This is a genomic window from Herminiimonas sp. (assembly GCF_030645555.1).
Taxonomy (GTDB): domain Bacteria; phylum Pseudomonadota; class Gammaproteobacteria; order Burkholderiales; family Burkholderiaceae_D; genus Oxalicibacterium.
Genome location: NZ_JAUSME010000211.1, coordinates 1 through 16578, shown reverse-complemented (window position 1 = coordinate 16578; position 16578 = coordinate 1). Strand labels below are relative to the sequence as shown.

The following is a 16578-nucleotide window of genomic DNA, read 5'->3' as shown; positions in this document are numbered from 1 at the left end:
AAAGCACGGCGGGTGTCCGCACCATATGCGAGCGTGATTTCTACCAGCGCCGGAACATCTTTCGCGCGCAGCGAAGTATACAGTGCGCGCTCGTCTTTTTGCGCATTTGCATCGCTTTCGATCAGCGCGCGCAATACGCCGACGTGACACAAATCGAGCCGCACGTGAGTAAAGCCGGCCAGCGCCAATGAAGCCAGGGCAAGTTCCTGAATCTCTGCATCAGCTTCCAGACCGGCGTGACCGTATATTTCCGCACCTATCTGCAAAGGCTCGCGGGTCGCATGCAAGCCTATCGGACGCGTATGCAGGACGCTGCCGCAATAGCACAGGCGCGTGACCGAGGTGCGATTGAGCAAATGGGCATCGATACGCGCGACTTGCGTCGTCATGTCGGCACGGATTCCCAAGGCACGGCCCGACAGTTGATCGATCAGCTTGAAGGTGCGCAAATCCATGTCATGTCCGGCGCCGGCCAGCAACGACTCCAGATACTCGAGCATGGGCGGCATGACGAGCTCGTAGCCGTACAGGTGGAAGTTGTCGATGATGACGCGACGCAGTTCTTCAATCTTGCGCGCTTCAGACGGCAAAACATCGGCAATATTTTCAGGCAATAGCCAAATAGGCATGACGGGGAACGATATAGGTCAGAAAAAGAAAATGGGGCACGGCTCATCGCCAACTTGCTCGGCAGCGCACAATCCGAAACCGGATCATGTCTGCCAAAATGTACTCACTCAGCTAAAGCGTGCAATCCCAAAAGAAAATGCATGTCGTGAATATGCACATCCATATTCACGGCATGCTTGCATTATTTTTTCGCAGCAGCACCCGCTGTCGGACTCTTGAAGTACTTGAAAAATTCCGAATTGGGGTCGATCACGAGCATATCGTTGCGGGTCTTGAAACTGGCACGATAGGCTTCCAGACTGCGATAAAACTTGTAAAACTCCGGGCTTTGACCAAACGCCTGCGCATAAACCTGCGACGCTTTTGCATCACCGTCACCGCGTATCTGCTCCGCATCGCGATAGGCTTCCGCCAGTATCACGGTACGCTGCCTGTCTGCATCGGCGCGGATCTTCTCGGATTCTGCGGCACCAGTCGAACGTAATTCATTGGCCACGCGTACGCGTTCTGACTTCATCCGCTCAAAGACAGAATTGTTGATTTCTTCGACATAATCGACACGCTTCAAGCGTACATCGACAATCTCGACACCGATCTGCTTGGCTTCATCCGTCACTTTTTTCTGTATGCCATCCATGACCTTGGCGCGCTCACCCGAGATCACTTCACGCACGGTGCGCTTGGTGATTTCTTCATTCAGCGATGCCTTGACGATCTGCGCCATGCGATTTTGCGCACTGCGTTCATCGCCGCTGAAGCTGACGAAATAAAGGCGTGGATCGGCAATACGCCATTTGACGAAGGCATCAACCAGGATGTTTTTCTTTTCAGCCGTGATGAAACGGTCTGCATCGGGCGTATCCAGCGTCAGGATGCGTTTGTCCAGAAAGACGACATTTTGAAACGGCGGCGGCAATTTGAAATGCAGGCCAGGTTCCTTGATGACTGCCTTGACTTCACCCAGTGCAAATACGATCGCATACTGGCGTTGATCGACGACGAACATGGTTGAAAACGCGACGATAGCGACTATCGCCAGCGCGATTACATAAGAAATAAGGCGATTCATTATCGAGCCTCCCGATCACGGGATGTGCGGCTATCGCGGGTACGGGAATCCTGTTGCAATTGCGTCTCCAATGCGACTGAATCAGCTGGCAGGGTTGGCGTGACAGCAGCAGGCTGGGCCACGGTACCGGCCGGCGTGGCTGGTGCAGTCTGGGAAATGAGTTTATCCAGCGGCAGATAGATCAGATTGTTGTTGCCCTTGGCATCAACCATGACTTTGGTCGTGCTTGAGAAAATTTTCTGCATCGTATCCAGATACATGCGGTCCCGCGTCACTGCCGGCGCCTTTTGATACTCCACCAGCACTTGCTTGAAACGCGATGCCTCACCTTGCGCATTCGCAGTCACGCTGGAGCGATAAGCCTCTGACTCCTGCATCAGGCGCGATGCTGCACCACGCGCACGCGGGATCACATCGTTGGCGTAGGCCTGGCCTTCATTTTTTTGCCGTTCGCGATCCTGGCCTGCCTTGACCGCGTCATCGAACGAGGCTTGCACCTGTTCCGGCGGTTGCACGCCCTGCATCGTCACGTTGGTGATCTGCACGCCGGTCTTGTAGCGATCCACGATTTGCTGCATCAACTGGCTGGTGTCAAACGCAATTTTTTCGCGCCCTTCATACAGCACGAAATCCATCTTGTTGCGGCCGACGACTTCGCGTATCGCCGTTTCGGCTACCTGCTTGACCATCTCGCCCTGCTCGCGATTGTTGAACACCCAATCCGACGCATTTTTCAGGGTGTACTGGACGGCAAACTGGATATCGATGATGTTTTCATCTTCAGTCAGCATCAGCGATTCCTGCTTCTGCTTGTTCTTGACGTTGCCGCGGTAACCCACTTCAACTGTGCGAACTTGCGAAACATTCACGATTTCGTGGCTTTGGATAGGTGTCGGCCAGCGCCAGTTGAAACCGGCAGGCGTCATGTGACTGTATTTGCCAAACGTGAGGACCACGCCGGTCTGGCCTTCCTGCACGATGAAGAAGCCACTGACCAGCCACAGGAATGCGACGATCGCAGCAATTACAGCCGCGCCGATGCCGGCGCTGCGCATGTCCGGGGCAAAACCGCTGCCGCCGGAATCGCCGCCGTTACCGCCACCGCCGGTTTTTTTATTGTTGAAGAGATTGCTCAGGCGCTGATTGAAATCACGCCAAAGCTGATCCAGGTCCGGCGGGCCGTCATTGGGTCTCTTGCCATCCGGTTTTTTATTGTCGTCCGAGCCACGGCCCCAGCTAGGGTCGTTGAGCGAAAATTTCAAACCAAATTTTTTAAGTAGGGAAACAAGCATTCTTTTGCGGTCCGGGCTGAAAAATAATTGGGTGGAATGCCAGGTCAATTTTTATACCCTGGCGTCGTCAGATACGGCAAGCGATCCATCTTCAAGTCCAGCGGCGCGCTGTTTCGCACATTCGGCTATTGCTGCACGCAATAGATCCAATCCGCTTCCAGTCTGGGCACTAATAAAAACACGCCGAATTTTATCATATTCATCACGCTCGACAGCAGGTTCCAGCCCTGCAGCGTCAATCTTGTTCCAAACCAGAATCTGGGGAATATGATCGGCGCCGATTTCGCGCAAAACCATATTCACCTGTTCTATCTGTTCCATGCGCACCGGGCTCGCGCCGTCGACTACATGCAGCAATAAATCAGCGTGTATGGTTTCTTCCAGTGTGGCACGAAATGCGGCAACCAGTTGATGCGGCAATTCCCGTATGAAACCAACCGTATCCGAAATCACCACATTGCCCGCCTCACCCAGATAAATCCGGCGCGAAGTCGTATCCAGGGTTGCAAACAATTGATCCGCCGCCAGCATCCTGGACTTGGTCAGCGCATTGAACAGCGTCGATTTACCGGCATTGGTATAACCAACCAGCGAAACAGAAAACGCATTGTTGCGGCCGCGGGCCCGGCGCTGGGTAACCCGCTGCTTGTGCAATTTCTCGAGTCTGGCGCGCAAGGCCTTGACGCGATCGCCCAGCAAGCGCCTATCCGTCTCCAGCTGCGTCTCGCCCGGACCGCGCAAACCTATACCGCCCTTCTGGCGTTCCAGATGGGTCCAGCCGCGTATCAGGCGCGTAGACAAATGTTGCAATTGCGCCAACTCGACCTGTACCTTGCCTTCATGGCTTTGCGCGCGTTGCGCAAAGATATCCAGTATCAGGCTGGTCCTGTCCACCACCCGCACCTTCAGATGACGCTCAAGATTACGCTGCTGGGCAGGCGATAGGGCGTGATTGAAAATGACGATATCGATTTCATGGTCGACGACCGCATCAGCAATTTCATTGGCCTTGCCGGACCCGACGAACAAGGCAGCGTCCGGACTGGCACGCTTGCCGGTAATCGTCATGATAGGCTCAGCCCCCGCCGATCTGGAAAGAAGGGTAAGTTCTTCCAGGCTTGCGGCGAAATCGCCTTTGCCAAAATCAACGCCGACCAGCACTGCGCGCATATCAGACCTGCGCCAGTAACTGGATTGCGCGAAACTTATTCAGCTTCTGATTCAAGGCTCAGGTTCACGGCACGTGCCGGAACAACGGTGGAAATAGCGTGTTTGTAGACCATCTGGGTGACGGTGTTACGCAGTAAAACGACGTATTGATCAAACGATTCAATATGGCCCTGGAGCTTGATGCCATTGACGAGATAAATCGAAACGGGAACGTGCTCTTTGCGCAAGGCGTTGAGGAATGGGTCTTGTAACAGTTGCCCTTTGTTGGTCATGAAAGCTCCATTGTGTTGTTGTGATTAGGAGGTTGAGGCATCTTGCTTTATTTCAAGTGCCTCTCGCAGTGCGTATGTACTCGATACCCGCTTTTCAGACAGGACGGTTTATTGTTCCGACCTGCTGAAAGGGTTCTTACCCGAACGGAACTCGATACGTAATGGAGTCCCAACCAGTGAAAAAGTTTCGCGGAAATGTTTTTCCAGAAAACGTTTGTAGTTCGCGTCTATCGCCTCCAGTGAATTGCCATGGATAATGACGATAGGTGGATTCATCCCGCCCTGATGCGCATAGCGCAATTTAGGGCGGATAGAACCCTTGCGACGCGGCTGCTGATGTTCGACCGCCTCGATCAAGGCGCGCGTCAGCTTCGGCGTGGACAGATTGGTCATCGCGGCAGCATAAGCGGAATCGACCGACTTCATCATCGGGCCTATGCCGCTGGATTTCAACGCCGATATGAAATGCATCTTCGCAAACGACAAAAAGCCCAGCTTGCGCTCCAGATCGATCTTGATCTCGTCGCGCCTGTCGCTGGTCAAGCCATCCCATTTATTGACGCCCACCACCAGCGCCCGGCCCGATTCCAGTATGAAGCCGGCAATGTGCGCATCCTGCTCGGAAATATCCTGCTGCGCATCCAGCAATAACAGTACTACATTGGCTTCAGAAATCGATTGCAAAGTTTTCACGACAGAAAACTTCTCTATCGCTTCAAACACCTTGCCGCGCCGGCGTATGCCTGCGGTGTCGATCAGCGTGTACTGCTTGCCTTCGCGTTCAAACGGGATTTCGATCGAATCGCGCGTCGTGCCCGGCAAATCGAATGCGATCACGCGCTCTTCGCCCAGCAGGGTATTGACCAGCGTCGATTTGCCGACGTTAGGACGACCAACGATCGCCAGCCTGATGCTGCGGTCTTTCGACTCGGGCAACTCTTCTTCCGGCGGACGTTGTGCAAATGCGAGATCCAGCGCTTCTTCGACCAGGTCGTTGACGCCATCGCCATGCGCCGCAGAGATCACATAGGGATCGCCCAGGCCCAGCTCATAAAAATCGGCCGTGACCGTGGTGTACTTCATGCCTTCGGCCTTGTTGACGACCAACATCACCGAACGGCCGGATTTGCGCAGGAAATCCGTAATGGTCTTATCGTGCGGCGTCAGGCCCTGACGGCCGTCAACGATGAAAATCACGATATCGGCTTCCGCCACGGCCTGCTTGGTCTGCTTGGCCATTTCATGCATGATGCCTTCCTTGGCAACAGGCTCGAAACCGCCGGTGTCGATCACCAGGAATGGACGCTCGCCGACCCGGCCTTCGCCATAGTGCCGGTCACGCGTCAAGCCCGGAAGATCGGCGACCAAGGCATCACGCGACCTCGTGAGTCGATTGAATAGCGTGGATTTGCCGACATTAGGTCGACCTACAAGTGCAATAACCGGCTTCATCTAATTGTTTTACTCAGCCGCGATTGCGACCAATGTTCCTGATTGAGTTTGAAAAATAAAATTCGCGCCGGCGATAACCGGTGCGGCAAGAATCGGGCTGCCATCGGTGCTGATACGCGCCGCCAGCGAGCCATTTTCTTTCGAGAAAAAATGGATAAAACCTTGGTAATCACCGACTGCCACCAGACTGCCGGAGCTGATCGGGGTCGACAAACGGCGATTCGCCAATTGAGTGTTGCGCCATGCGTTGGTGCCGCCATCGCGCGTAAATGCATTCAATGCACCGCGTTCGTCGGCAGCGTAGACAAAACGTTCATCGACTGCAACGCCGACATCACTGGACAGGGTTTTTGCCCAGCGTGGCGTGGCGCTGATTGCATCAAAACAGGCAACACGGCCCTGATAGGCGACCGCGCATACATCACGACCGGATACCACTGGCGAACCGGAAATATCGGCAATGCGCTCGAGTTCCGTGGTGCCGCGTGGATCGCCAACTGCCACTTCCCAGCGCGGCGCACCATTGTTCAGCGTCAGCGCCAGCAAGCGGCCGCCAGCCAATCCTATGTAGGCATGCGAATTCGCAATCGTGATGCCAGGCGAAGTACGCAAAGTCAATGATGGCGCAGTACGCTGCACAAACCACTTGCGCGCACCGGTTTCGGCATCAAAGGCAATGACGCGATTATCCAGGCTGCGCACAATGACGACATCCTGGCCTACTGCTGGCGTCGACAATACTTCACTGCTGGCCTGCGCCTTCCAGCGCAATTTTCCTTGACCGTCAAATGCCAGTACGACACCTTTTTCACCCGCCACCACGACGGTCTGCCCATCACTGCCAACGCCGGCTGTCAGCTGCGTGCCGGCATTGATGCTCCATGCGGAACGTCCGGTCGTCGCATCCAGGCGGGTAAGCGTGCCATCTGCGGCGGCAGTAAACAGACTGTTTCCAACCAAGGCTGGCGTGAACACATACTTGTCTGCCTTGCCGACTCTTTCCGACCATACCGTGCGCACGCTGGCAGTCGGCTTGATTTCAACGAGAGCCGCAGGCTGGTTGCGTGTCGATGGCTTGCTGGCAAACGGATTGAGCGAGGACATGAAAGAACAACCGGTCGTCAAGACCAGCAATCCGGCACCCAGAATTCTTAATGTGATATTGAATGTGACGCGCATCTTTTTCCTTTAAGCGTTGGTGCAGCCGTTTGTGCAGTTTTTATGCCGCTTTTTTCGCAACGGCACCGCCTATGGCGTCCAGTTTGATCTGGATGAGCTGGCGTCCCGGATTTTTCACATCTGTTTTTTCCAGTGCCGCCTGATAGGCAATGCGCGCTTCATCCACCTTGTTTTGTGCCATCAATATATCGCCCTTGCGGTCATCGGCGATGCTGGAAAACTGTGCAGGAAAATCGCCTGACAATGCTTTCAAGCCTTCATCGTAGGCTTTTTCATCCAGCAAGATACCGGCCAGACGTATTTTCGCGATCGCCTTGTATTCATCGCTCGCACCTTTTTCCATGACCCATTGCAACTGCGCCTTGGCCGTTTTCAGGTCACTCGCATCGAATGCAGATTTGGCCGCAGCCAATGCACTCATTTGCGCATAAGCGGTGCGGGGAAACTTGTCTTCCATGTCGGTCGCGGCACGTTGCACTTTTTCCTTGTCTTGCGCAGCAACGGCTTTTTGCAACTCTTCATACAATTGCCCGGCCTGGGCCGCCTGATTGCGCTGGTAATAGCCCCAGCCTGCCCATGCTGCATAGGCTGCCAGCACAACAATCAGCAACCAGGTGACGAGGTTGCCGTATTGATTCCACCAGGATTTGAGACTGGCCAGTTGTTCCTGCTCTTCGAGATCGTATGCCATGATGGTTAGCTATTAGTGGTGAATTAATGGTGGTAATGAACGTGATCGGCGTGATCGTGGTCATGATCGGCGCCGACAATTTGGTCGACCAGATAATCGGCTATGCCTTCGAACACAACATTCGACTGCTTGCCTTCTGCATCGCGCATTTCCTTAACAACTGCTGCACCTTGTGCAATTTCATCCTCGCCGATAATCACCGCATAGGCAGCGCCGCTATGGTCGGCGCGTTTCATCTGCGACTTGAAGCTGCCGATGCCGGCAGACGCTGAGCAGTGCAAAACCACATCCAGGCCGGCGTCGCGCAAGCGCTCGGCAACCACGGATGCCTGCAATTGCGCCGGCTCGCCTTGATGCACGATGTAGACGTCGCACTGATTCGGCGTGAACTGTTCGCCGCTGGCCTTCATCAATTCGAGCAGGCGTTCCACGCCCATCGCGAAACCGCAGGCCGGCGTCGGCTTGCCGCCGAACATTTCGACCAGCGGATCATAACGGCCGCCGCCGCATACCGTGCCTTGCGCGCCCAGCTGATCGGTCACCCATTCGAACACGGTGCGATTGTAGTAATCCATGCCGCGCACCAGACGCGGATTGATCGTGAATGGAATCGCATTGTGATTCAATATTTTTTGCACGCCTTCAAAATGCGCACGCGATTCTTCACCCAGATAATCGAGCAGCTTGGGCGCCGCATTGACCATCTCCTGCATCGCCGGATTTTTTGTATCAAGTATGCGCAGCGGGTTCGTATGCAGGCGTTTTTGCGCTTCGGCATCCAGCAAGGCTGCGTTCTGTTCAAAGTACGCAATCAGATCTGCCCGGTGCTTGTTGCGTTCGGCTGCATCGCCGATCGAATTCAATTCCAGCCGCACGTCCTGCAACCCCAGATCGTCCCACAGGCGCTGGCACATCATGATCAGCTCGGCATCGATATCAGGACCGGAAAAACCGATCGCTTCCGCGCCGATTTGATGGAACTGGCGATAGCGCCCGCGCTGCGGTCTTTCATGACGGAACATGGGACCTGAATACCAGAGGCGTTTCGGACCGTCGTAAGTCAGATTGTGTTCCAGTGCGGCGCGCACGACGCCGGCCGTACTTTCCGGACGCAGCGTGAGTTGGTCGCCATTCATGGAATCGGTAAAGGAATACATTTCCTTTTCAACGATATCGGTAACGGCGCCCAGACCGCGCGCAAACAGCGCAGTCGGCTCGACGATAGGCGTGCGGATTTGCTGGAAACCGTAGCTTTTCAACACGGTATGTACCGTGTTTTCAAATAATTCCCACAAGGGCGCATCGGCAGGCAGGATGTCATTCATCCCCTTCACACCGACGATTTTTTCTGTTTTCTTGGTATCTGACATTTATTTTTAAAAACTTATCTTTAACTTGTTTGATGCAATGTATTTGATGCGACTGATTTTATTCAAGCAACGCTGTTTTCTTTACCGTAATGACTCTTGACGTAATCCAGCACGATGGCATGAAATTCTGCGGCTATGTTCTCGCCGCGCAGCGTGACGGTTTTTTCGCCATCGACAAATACCGGTGCCGCCGGCGACTCGCCCGTGCCTGGCAGGCTGATGCCGATATTGGCATGTTTGGACTCACCCGGCCCATTGACGATGCAACCCATCACGGCGACATTCATTGCCTCGACACCTGGATACTGCTTCTTCCACACCGGCATCTGGTCGCGCAAAAAGGTTTGTATCCCGTCTGCCAACTCCTGAAATACCGTGGAAGTAGTGCGACCGCAACCCGGGCACGCAATCACCATAGGCGTAAATTTGCGCAAACCCATGGTCTGCAATATCTCTTGTCCAACGATGACTTCCCTGGTGCGGTCGCCGCCCGGCTCTGGCGTCAGCGAAATACGTATCGTGTCGCCTATGCCTTCCTGCAGCAAGACCGACAATGCAGCGGTCGAGGCCACAATGCCCTTGCTGCCCATGCCGGCTTCCGTCAAGCCCAGATGCAGCGGGTAATCGCAACGCCGCGCCAGTTCGCGGTACACGGCGATCAAATCCTGTACGCCGGAAACCTTGCACGACAGAATGATGCGGTCGCCGGCCAAACCGACTTCTTCGGCGCGCATCGCATTTTCAATTGCCGAAGTCACCAGCGCTTCATACATCACCGCCTGTGCCGTCCACGGATTTGCTCTTGCCGCGTTTTCATCCATGATACGCGCCAGCAAGGCCTGATCCAGACTGCCCCAGTTCACGCCTATGCGCACCGGTTTATCGTAGCGGCAAGCCGCTTCTATCATTTGCGCGAATTGCGTATCGCGCTTGTTGCCTTTGCCTACATTGCCCGGATTGATACGGTATTTCGCCAGCGCCTTTGCGCAATCAGGAAAATCGTTCAGCAAGGTATGGCCGTTGTAATGGAAGTCGCCCACCAGCGGCACCACGATATCCATCTTGTCCAGCTGTTCGCAAATCGCCGGCACTGCCGCTGCAGCTTCCGGCGTATTGACCGTGATGCGCACCATTTCCGAACCGGCACGCGCCAGTTCCTTGATCTGTATCGCAGTGCCTATCACGTCGGCAGTATCGGTATTGGTCATCGATTGCACGACGACTGGCGCATCGCCGCCTATGCGGACTTCGCGGCCGCCATAGCTGACAACAGCAATGCGGCTTTTACGCCGCGATAAAGGGCCTGAGGCTATCGGATCGGATGACGACATACGCAATCTATTTCAAATTCAGACGGGCAACATTGCTGGTATTGCCGGCGACAACATCCACCGGCGCGCCACGCAGCGTCATATCTACACCGGCGGCATTGCCGATGACGATGGATACGGGCTCATTGATTCCTATGACTTCAGCGGAACCGGCTTTCAGCAAGCGGGAAAAGAGAACCGTGTCGTCAGCGCGCCTGATTTCCACCCACGAATCTTGCCGCGCCTTTATCGCCAGCGCATTTTTACTATCGACTGGAGCAGCCGCTGCGACTACCTTGCCAGCCGGTACAGCTACAGGCGCAGGTGCCGGTTGTGCTACGGCCAATGGCTGCGCTGCAATTACAGGCGCAACAGGCGCCGACGGTTTCGATTCAAGCACAGGCACCGCTGCTGCTGCCGGTGGTTTCGCTGCAGATACCGGCAGGCTCAGGTCTTTCATAGGCAAGCTTGTTTCTACCGTTTCCGGCCGCGCTTCGACTGTTTCGATGACTGCAGCCGACTGAATTTCGGCCGGCTCGGCCAGTGTCAATTTTTCTTCAATCCCGGAAGGCCCTGACGCAGGCGTTACTGGTATCCAGCCCATGCGCTGCCCGCCGAATATCAGCAAGCCCAGCGCTGCCAGCACCGCCACCCCAACCATGACCTTGAATGAAAATCTGCGCGAAGTGGAAGCCGACAGCTTTGCTTCGGAAAACGAAGCAGACAAAGGGCTGCGCTCCGGCGGCAAGACGCTGGGCGCCGCCGGACCATCAACAATCGCCGCCAGTATCGGCGCCGGATCGACCTTCAATACTTTTGCATAGGAACGGATAAAGCCGCGCACGATCACCATACCTGGCAAGGCAGCGTAATTATCCGCTTCCAGCGCCTGTATCTGGCGGTTGGCAAGATTAAGCTGGTTGGCAATCTGCTCCGTGCTCCAGCCGCGCTCTTCGCGCAAGGCAGCAAGTTGTGCTCCTGCCGGCACCAGCGGCGTTAACGTTTCAGCCGCTGCAGTTTCAGGTGCTGCGGCTTCAGTTTCAACTGCCTGCACTTGTTCGGCAGGCACAGCATCTATAGGCTGGTTCTCTAGCATTTGATCACTCATTAAAGGCTCCACGCTGGTAAGCCGCAAATTCAGTCGAGTTCGGGTGACGGCGGCGCAATTGGGTCGCAAAACTGCTTTCTGCCGCACGGTCGCCCATCTTGCGTTCTATCTTGACTGCCAGCCACAGTACTTCCGCGCTCAGCACATCGGCTTTCGTTACGCGCGTGATGTAAAAGCGCGCACGCTCAAGATCACCGCGCTCGTAATTGATACGCGCCAGATTGGTACTGGTCGTCGGATTGGATGGATCGGTGCGGAAGGCTTCATTGAAATAACGCTCCGCCGCTACCGTATCCTTCAGGATCACGCTGCAGGTACCCGCATTATTCAAAGCCTTGGCCGGCGACTGATATGCCTTGTTGCGCAGGGCCGACTCAAAATAGGCGATCGATTGCTGGGCGCGCCCGTTCTGGCACAGGAACCAGCCATAGTTGTTGCTCAAATCCGGATCGTTAGGCGCCAGTCTGATGGCGCGTGAAAAATTATCTTCCGCCAGCCGGGTCTCGCCCAGATCCATGTAAATCAATCCCGCCATGCTGTAGGCATCGGCAAAGTCCGAGTCGGTTTGCAATGCCAGCTTGATTTCATCCAGAGCGATATTCATCTGCCCTTGCTGGTAATAGCCTATGGCCAGCTGCAGGCGGATGCGCGCACGCTTCTGGTTATCGGTCTTGTCGAAACTGGTCGCAAGCTCATTCTCCTGCCTGGCCGCGTAGTTGCCGGATGCGCACCCCGCCAGCAGGACGACAGACAAGAGGGAAACTCCCAGGCAGGTAAATCGGCGCGCTGTCATCAAGATGAAATCTCCACAATACGTCCAAAATTCTTGCCAAATTTCTCCTGATACTCGGCCATTTTTTTCATACGGTCCTGCACCCGCGTACGGTCCCGCACTTCGCCCGCCAACTGACCGCAGGCGGCATCGATATCATCGCCGCGCGTCTTGCGTATCGTCGTGACGATACCGGCATCCATCAATACTTGCGCGAACGCCTTGATGCGTGGATTGTTCGAGCGCGTCAAACCTGACTCGGGGAAAGGATTGAACGGGATCAAGTTGAATTTGCATGGCACCGAAGCAGCGCCATTCTGCACCAGCGCAACCAGTTCGCGCGCATGCTGGTCGCTGTCGTTGACGCCATCAAGCATGCAATATTCGAAGGTCACGAAATCGCGCGGCGCAAATTCCAGATAGCGCTTGCACGCCGCCATCAATTCCTTCAATGGATATTTCTTGTTCAAGGGTACCAGGCCATCGCGCAACGCATCGTTGGATGCATGCAGCGATACCGCCAGCGCAACCGGGCAATCCTGCGACAGCTTGTCTATCATCGGCACCACGCCGCTGGTCGACAGCGTCACGCGGCGGCGCGACAAGCCATACGCATTATCGTCGAGCATCAGCTTGAGCGCAGTAACGGTAGGTTCGTAATTCAGCAAAGGCTCGCCCATGCCCATCATCACCACATTGGTGATCTGGCGCTCGCCCTTCGGGCCGGGTTCTATGCCCTTGGTCCTGCGCAATTCAAATTCAGCCATCCACAGCTGGCCTATAATTTCGCCAACCGACAGATTCCGGTTAAAGCCTTGCTTGCCGGTCGAACAGAAACGGCAATTCACCGCACAGCCAGCCTGTGTCGAAATGCACAAGGTGCCGCGGTTTTCTTCCGGGATAAAAACAGTCTCGACTGCATTGCCCTGCCCCACATCGATGAGCCACTTGCGCGTACCATCGGAAGAGGTGTGATCCGAGATCACAGCGGGTGCGGCAATCATCGCGCGCGTAGCCAGCTTGTCGCGCAGCGACTTGGCCAGGTCGGTCATCGCATCAAAATCACTGGCGCCGAATTGGTGTATCCAGCGCTGCAATTGCTTGGCGCGGAACGGCTTCTCACCCAGCTCGCCGCAATAAGCGATGAGCTGTGCAGGATCCAGGTCCAGCAGATTGGTGAGAGTCGTCATAAATCCATTTCAAACCGCCCGTCACAGGCAAACATGCCCTGCAAGGAGCGGCGATTCAACATTAACGCGATTAACGCGAGTAAACGTTCAATGCAGGGAAGAAATAAGCGATTTCAACTTTCGCTGTTTCTTCTGCATCGGAACCGTGTACTGCATTGGCATCGATAGAATCGGCGAAATCAGCACGTATCGTACCTTTTTCAGCTTTCTTCGGATCGGTTGCGCCCATCAGGTCGCGATGCTTGGCAATCGCGTTTTCGCCTTCCAGTGCTTGCACGATAACAGGACCGGAGATCATGAAATCGACCAAGTCCTTGAAAAATGGACGTGCGCTGTGTACAGCGTAGAAACCTTCGGCTTCAGCACGCGACAAATGCATCATGCGGGCAGCGATGATTTTCAAGCCAGCGCCTTCGAAACGGGAATAGATCTGGCCGATTACGTTTTTAGCGACTGCGTCCGGTTTAATAATCGACAGTGTGCGTTCGATTGCCATCTGAAAAAACTCCAATAAAAAGAAAGGGTTAAGACGAAATTATGATAATTCAACTAACCTTTAATTCTATCACGAAAGGCTCTACACTTCGAGCACAAACACTGGTTTTTGTGTGAAGATAGCGTTAAGAACAGAAGCGTTTATACTATGAGCGTGTCAAGAACCTGCTTGGCAACAACGCGAACTTGATAACAAACTGGAGAAACCATGAGCAACCTGCAACAGACCTACGGGTCCACATTCGACGTTACATCTACCAGACATCGTGTTTTGCGCAACACCTACTGGCTGCTTGCGCTATCGATGATTCCTACGGTGTTGGGCGCATGGCTGGGCGTGCAATTCCAATTTGCATTCTTTCCTGCCAGCCCCTTTGTCGGCATGATCGTCTTCCTGGCGATCGCCTTCGGCTTCTTTTATGCGATCGAAAAAACCAAGAACTCCGGCCTGGGCGTCGCCCTCCTGCTGGGTTTCACGTTTTTCATGGGCTTGATGCTGTCGCGCCTGATTAGTCACACCCTGGGTTTTTCAAATGGTGGCACGCTGATCATGATGGCTTTTGGCGGCACCGCAGCGATACTTGGCGTGATGGCAACAATCGCCACCGTTTCCAAGCGCGATTTTTCAGGCATAGGCAAATGGCTGTTCATCGGCTTGCTGGTCATCATAGTCGCTTCCATCGCCAATATCTGGCTGCAATTGCCGGCACTGCAGTTGACGATTTCGGTCGTTGCGATCGGCATTTTCTCCGCATTCATACTTTATGATGTGCAGCGCATCATCAATGGCGGCGAAACCAATTATGTCACTGCCACACTGAGCATCTATTTGAGCGTCTATAACATTTTTGCCAATTTGTTATCGTTGCTGGGCATTTTCGGCGGCGAACGCGACTGATACTGATCCTGCAATACAAAAAAGCCGACTTTCGAGTCGGCTTTTTTCATGCTGCAGGCACACGGTCAGGGCGCCGGATTATCCGCTACACGCAAGTCAAACACCGCCATCGATTCGACGTGCGAGGTATGCGGAAACATATTGATCACACCCGCCTGCTTCAGGACATACGGCCCATCATTGACCAGCACCGCCGCATCGCGCGCCAGGGTCGAGGGGTTGCATGAAACATAGACGATGCGACGCGGCAGCATCTCTGGTCGCACGGCGGCAAGACCGACCAGGGCTTCGCATACCGCCAATGCACCGTCGCGCGGCGGATCAATCAGCAAGCGGTCGAATTTTCCCAATTCAATGAAATCATCCGTTTTTGCCTCAAACAGATTGCGCGAATAAAACGAGGTTTTCCCGGCCAGCCCATTGACCCTGGCATTTTCCAGCGCCCTTTCGGTCAGCGTGGCACTGCCCTCGATGCCGACAACTTCCTGCGCCTGCGTCGCAATCGGCAGCGTGAAGTTGCCCAGTCCGCAAAACAGGTCTGCAATGCGATCCGTCGCCTGCGCATCCAGCAAACGCAATGCACGTGCGACCAGAACCCGGTTGATTTGATGATTCACTTGCGTGAAATCGGTAGGCTTGAACGGCATCTTCACGCCGAATTCCGGCAGCGCATAGTGCAAATTGCTGTCCGTTGGATAGAACTGGTAAGCACTATCCGGCCCGCTGGTTTGCAGCCACCACTGGACCTGGTATTGATCGGCAAAGGCCTTGAGCTTGACTTCATCGTCGGCCGATAACGGCGCCATGATGCGCAAGACCATGGCGGTAATTTTGACGTCTTCACCCTGCCCGATTGCCAGTTCGATTTGCGGCAGGTGATCGATGATCGACAGCGATGCGATCAGGTGACGCAAAGGCACCAGCATTGCAGATACATGCGCCGGCAATACCTCGCAGGTTTTCATATCGGTAATGAAGGACGATTTTTTTTCATGGAAACCGACCAGCACGCCGCCTTTTTTTGGCACATTGCGCACCGATATGCGCGCGCGGTAGCGATAACCCCAGGTCGGCCCGTGTATCGGCCGCAACATGGTTTCCGGCTTGACCTTGCCTATGTGTTTCAGGTTGTCTTCTAGGATGCGTTGCTTCATTGCGACTTGCGCGGTCGGTTCCAGATGCTGCATAGAGCAACCGCCGCAGATGCCGAAGTAAGCGCATTTCGGCTTCACGCGCAAAGAGGATTCCTTGTACACAGCCGTCAGGTGCGCCGCTTCCCATTTGGCTTTCTTGCGAAAGGAAACGAAGCTGACGCGCTCTTTCGGCAAGGCGCCTTCGACAAAAATGACTTTGCCCTGCGTGCCGTCTTCATTGTGCAGATGGCCGACGCCCCGCGCTTCCATGTCGAGGGATACGATATCGATGATAGTTTGCTGCATAGGGATTGAATCAGATGATCAAGCCTGACATCGGCTTGCGTTAAAGAAAAAGGACAAACGTGGAAAAAAACGGATGATAGCAAATTGCAGCACTTGCATCGAGCGTCGGAAGACAGGCAGCGCGCAATGTCTGCTACAGCAATGAATCTTTGCTCACGCCGGTTTTGCTCAGCGAGCGTTTCAGCTTGACCAGGGCTTCCTGCTGAATTTGTCGCACCCGCTCACGCGTGACATGCATTTC

The 16578-nt window shown here is 54.7% G+C and carries 17 protein-coding genes; 1 reads left to right on the top strand and 16 read right to left on the bottom strand.

All coding sequences use genetic code 11. From position 1 onward, the window contains the following. The 14 genes from Q7T06_RS08195 to ndk all read right to left on the bottom strand — a co-directional run. The coding region (locus tag Q7T06_RS08195) for an ATP phosphoribosyltransferase regulatory subunit (protein WP_304783224.1) at positions 1 to 629 on the bottom strand (629 nt) is incomplete at its 3' end. A gap of 182 nt (positions 630 to 811) precedes the next feature. Further along, positions 812 to 1699, bottom strand: coding sequence for a protease modulator HflC (gene hflC, locus Q7T06_RS08190; protein WP_304783221.1), 888 nt, complete (start codon positions 1697 to 1699; stop codon positions 812 to 814). Continuing rightward, positions 1699 to 2991 carry an FtsH protease activity modulator HflK gene (gene hflK, locus Q7T06_RS08185; protein WP_304783218.1) on the bottom strand — a complete coding sequence of 431 codons (1293 nt, stop codon included), beginning with the start codon at positions 2989 to 2991 and terminating at the stop codon, positions 1699 to 1701. Before hflK ends, hflC begins: the two co-directional genes overlap by 1 nt. A gap of 51 nt (positions 2992 to 3042) precedes the next feature. Next, the gene (gene hflX / locus Q7T06_RS08180; protein ID WP_304783213.1) at positions 3043 to 4161 is read right to left on the bottom strand and encodes a GTPase HflX; all 1119 of its coding nucleotides are present in this window, start codon (positions 4159 to 4161) and stop codon (positions 3043 to 3045) included. Between the two features lie 35 nt (positions 4162 to 4196). Beyond that, complete coding sequence (hfq, locus tag Q7T06_RS08175) at positions 4197 to 4433, bottom strand: RNA chaperone Hfq (RefSeq protein ID WP_012079975.1); 237 nt, start codon at positions 4431 to 4433, stop codon at positions 4197 to 4199. A gap of 108 nt (positions 4434 to 4541) precedes the next feature. Continuing rightward, on the bottom strand, positions 4542 to 5885 hold the full coding sequence (der, locus tag Q7T06_RS08170) for a ribosome biogenesis GTPase Der (protein ID WP_304783205.1): 1344 nt from the start codon (positions 5883 to 5885) through the stop codon (positions 4542 to 4544). A 9-nt stretch (positions 5886 to 5894) separates the two neighbouring features. After that, positions 5895 to 7064, bottom strand: a complete 1170-nt coding sequence (gene bamB / locus Q7T06_RS08165; RefSeq protein ID WP_304783202.1) for an outer membrane protein assembly factor BamB — start codon at positions 7062 to 7064, stop codon at positions 5895 to 5897. Between the two features lie 40 nt (positions 7065 to 7104). Further along, positions 7105 to 7755: a tetratricopeptide repeat protein gene (locus Q7T06_RS08160; protein ID WP_304783199.1), complete on the bottom strand. Its 651-nt coding sequence runs from the start codon at positions 7753 to 7755 to the stop codon at positions 7105 to 7107. 23 nt (positions 7756 to 7778) lie between these two features. After that, positions 7779 to 9125 carry a histidine--tRNA ligase gene (gene hisS, locus Q7T06_RS08155; RefSeq protein WP_304783196.1) on the bottom strand — a complete coding sequence of 449 codons (1347 nt, stop codon included), beginning with the start codon at positions 9123 to 9125 and terminating at the stop codon, positions 7779 to 7781. 62 nt (positions 9126 to 9187) lie between these two features. After that, complete coding sequence (ispG, locus tag Q7T06_RS08150) at positions 9188 to 10456, bottom strand: flavodoxin-dependent (E)-4-hydroxy-3-methylbut-2-enyl-diphosphate synthase (protein ID WP_304783193.1); 1269 nt, start codon at positions 10454 to 10456, stop codon at positions 9188 to 9190. Positions 10457 to 10463: 7 nt separating this feature from the next. Beyond that, complete coding sequence (locus tag Q7T06_RS08145; protein WP_304783190.1) at positions 10464 to 11543, bottom strand: RodZ domain-containing protein; 1080 nt, start codon at positions 11541 to 11543, stop codon at positions 10464 to 10466. Continuing rightward, the gene (gene pilW, locus Q7T06_RS08140; RefSeq protein ID WP_304783230.1) at positions 11536 to 12336 is read right to left on the bottom strand and encodes a type IV pilus biogenesis/stability protein PilW; all 801 of its coding nucleotides are present in this window, start codon (positions 12334 to 12336) and stop codon (positions 11536 to 11538) included. The genes Q7T06_RS08145 and pilW overlap by 8 nt, the downstream gene beginning before the upstream one ends. After that, positions 12336 to 13505: a 23S rRNA (adenine(2503)-C(2))-methyltransferase RlmN gene (gene rlmN, locus Q7T06_RS08135; protein WP_304783188.1), complete on the bottom strand. Its 1170-nt coding sequence runs from the start codon at positions 13503 to 13505 to the stop codon at positions 12336 to 12338. Before rlmN ends, pilW begins: the two co-directional genes overlap by 1 nt. Positions 13506 to 13575: 70 nt before the next feature. Further along, a complete protein-coding gene (gene ndk, locus Q7T06_RS08130) occupies positions 13576 to 14001 on the bottom strand; it encodes a nucleoside-diphosphate kinase (protein ID WP_304783184.1) in 426 nt (141 codons plus the stop codon). A gap of 207 nt (positions 14002 to 14208) precedes the next feature. Between ndk and Q7T06_RS08125 the strand changes: the two genes are divergently transcribed. Further along, positions 14209 to 14898 carry a Bax inhibitor-1/YccA family protein gene (locus tag Q7T06_RS08125; protein WP_304783181.1) on the top strand — a complete coding sequence of 230 codons (690 nt, stop codon included), beginning with the start codon at positions 14209 to 14211 and terminating at the stop codon, positions 14896 to 14898. 65 nt (positions 14899 to 14963) lie between these two features. On the opposite strand, the gene rlmD is transcribed toward Q7T06_RS08125, so the two are convergent. Then, a complete protein-coding gene (gene rlmD, locus Q7T06_RS08120; protein ID WP_304783178.1) occupies positions 14964 to 16337 on the bottom strand; it encodes a 23S rRNA (uracil(1939)-C(5))-methyltransferase RlmD in 1374 nt (457 codons plus the stop codon). A 133-nt stretch (positions 16338 to 16470) separates the two neighbouring features. Next, a partial coding sequence (locus Q7T06_RS08115) for a sigma factor-like helix-turn-helix DNA-binding protein (RefSeq protein WP_304783227.1) occupies positions 16471 to 16578 on the bottom strand: 108 nt, incomplete at its 5' end.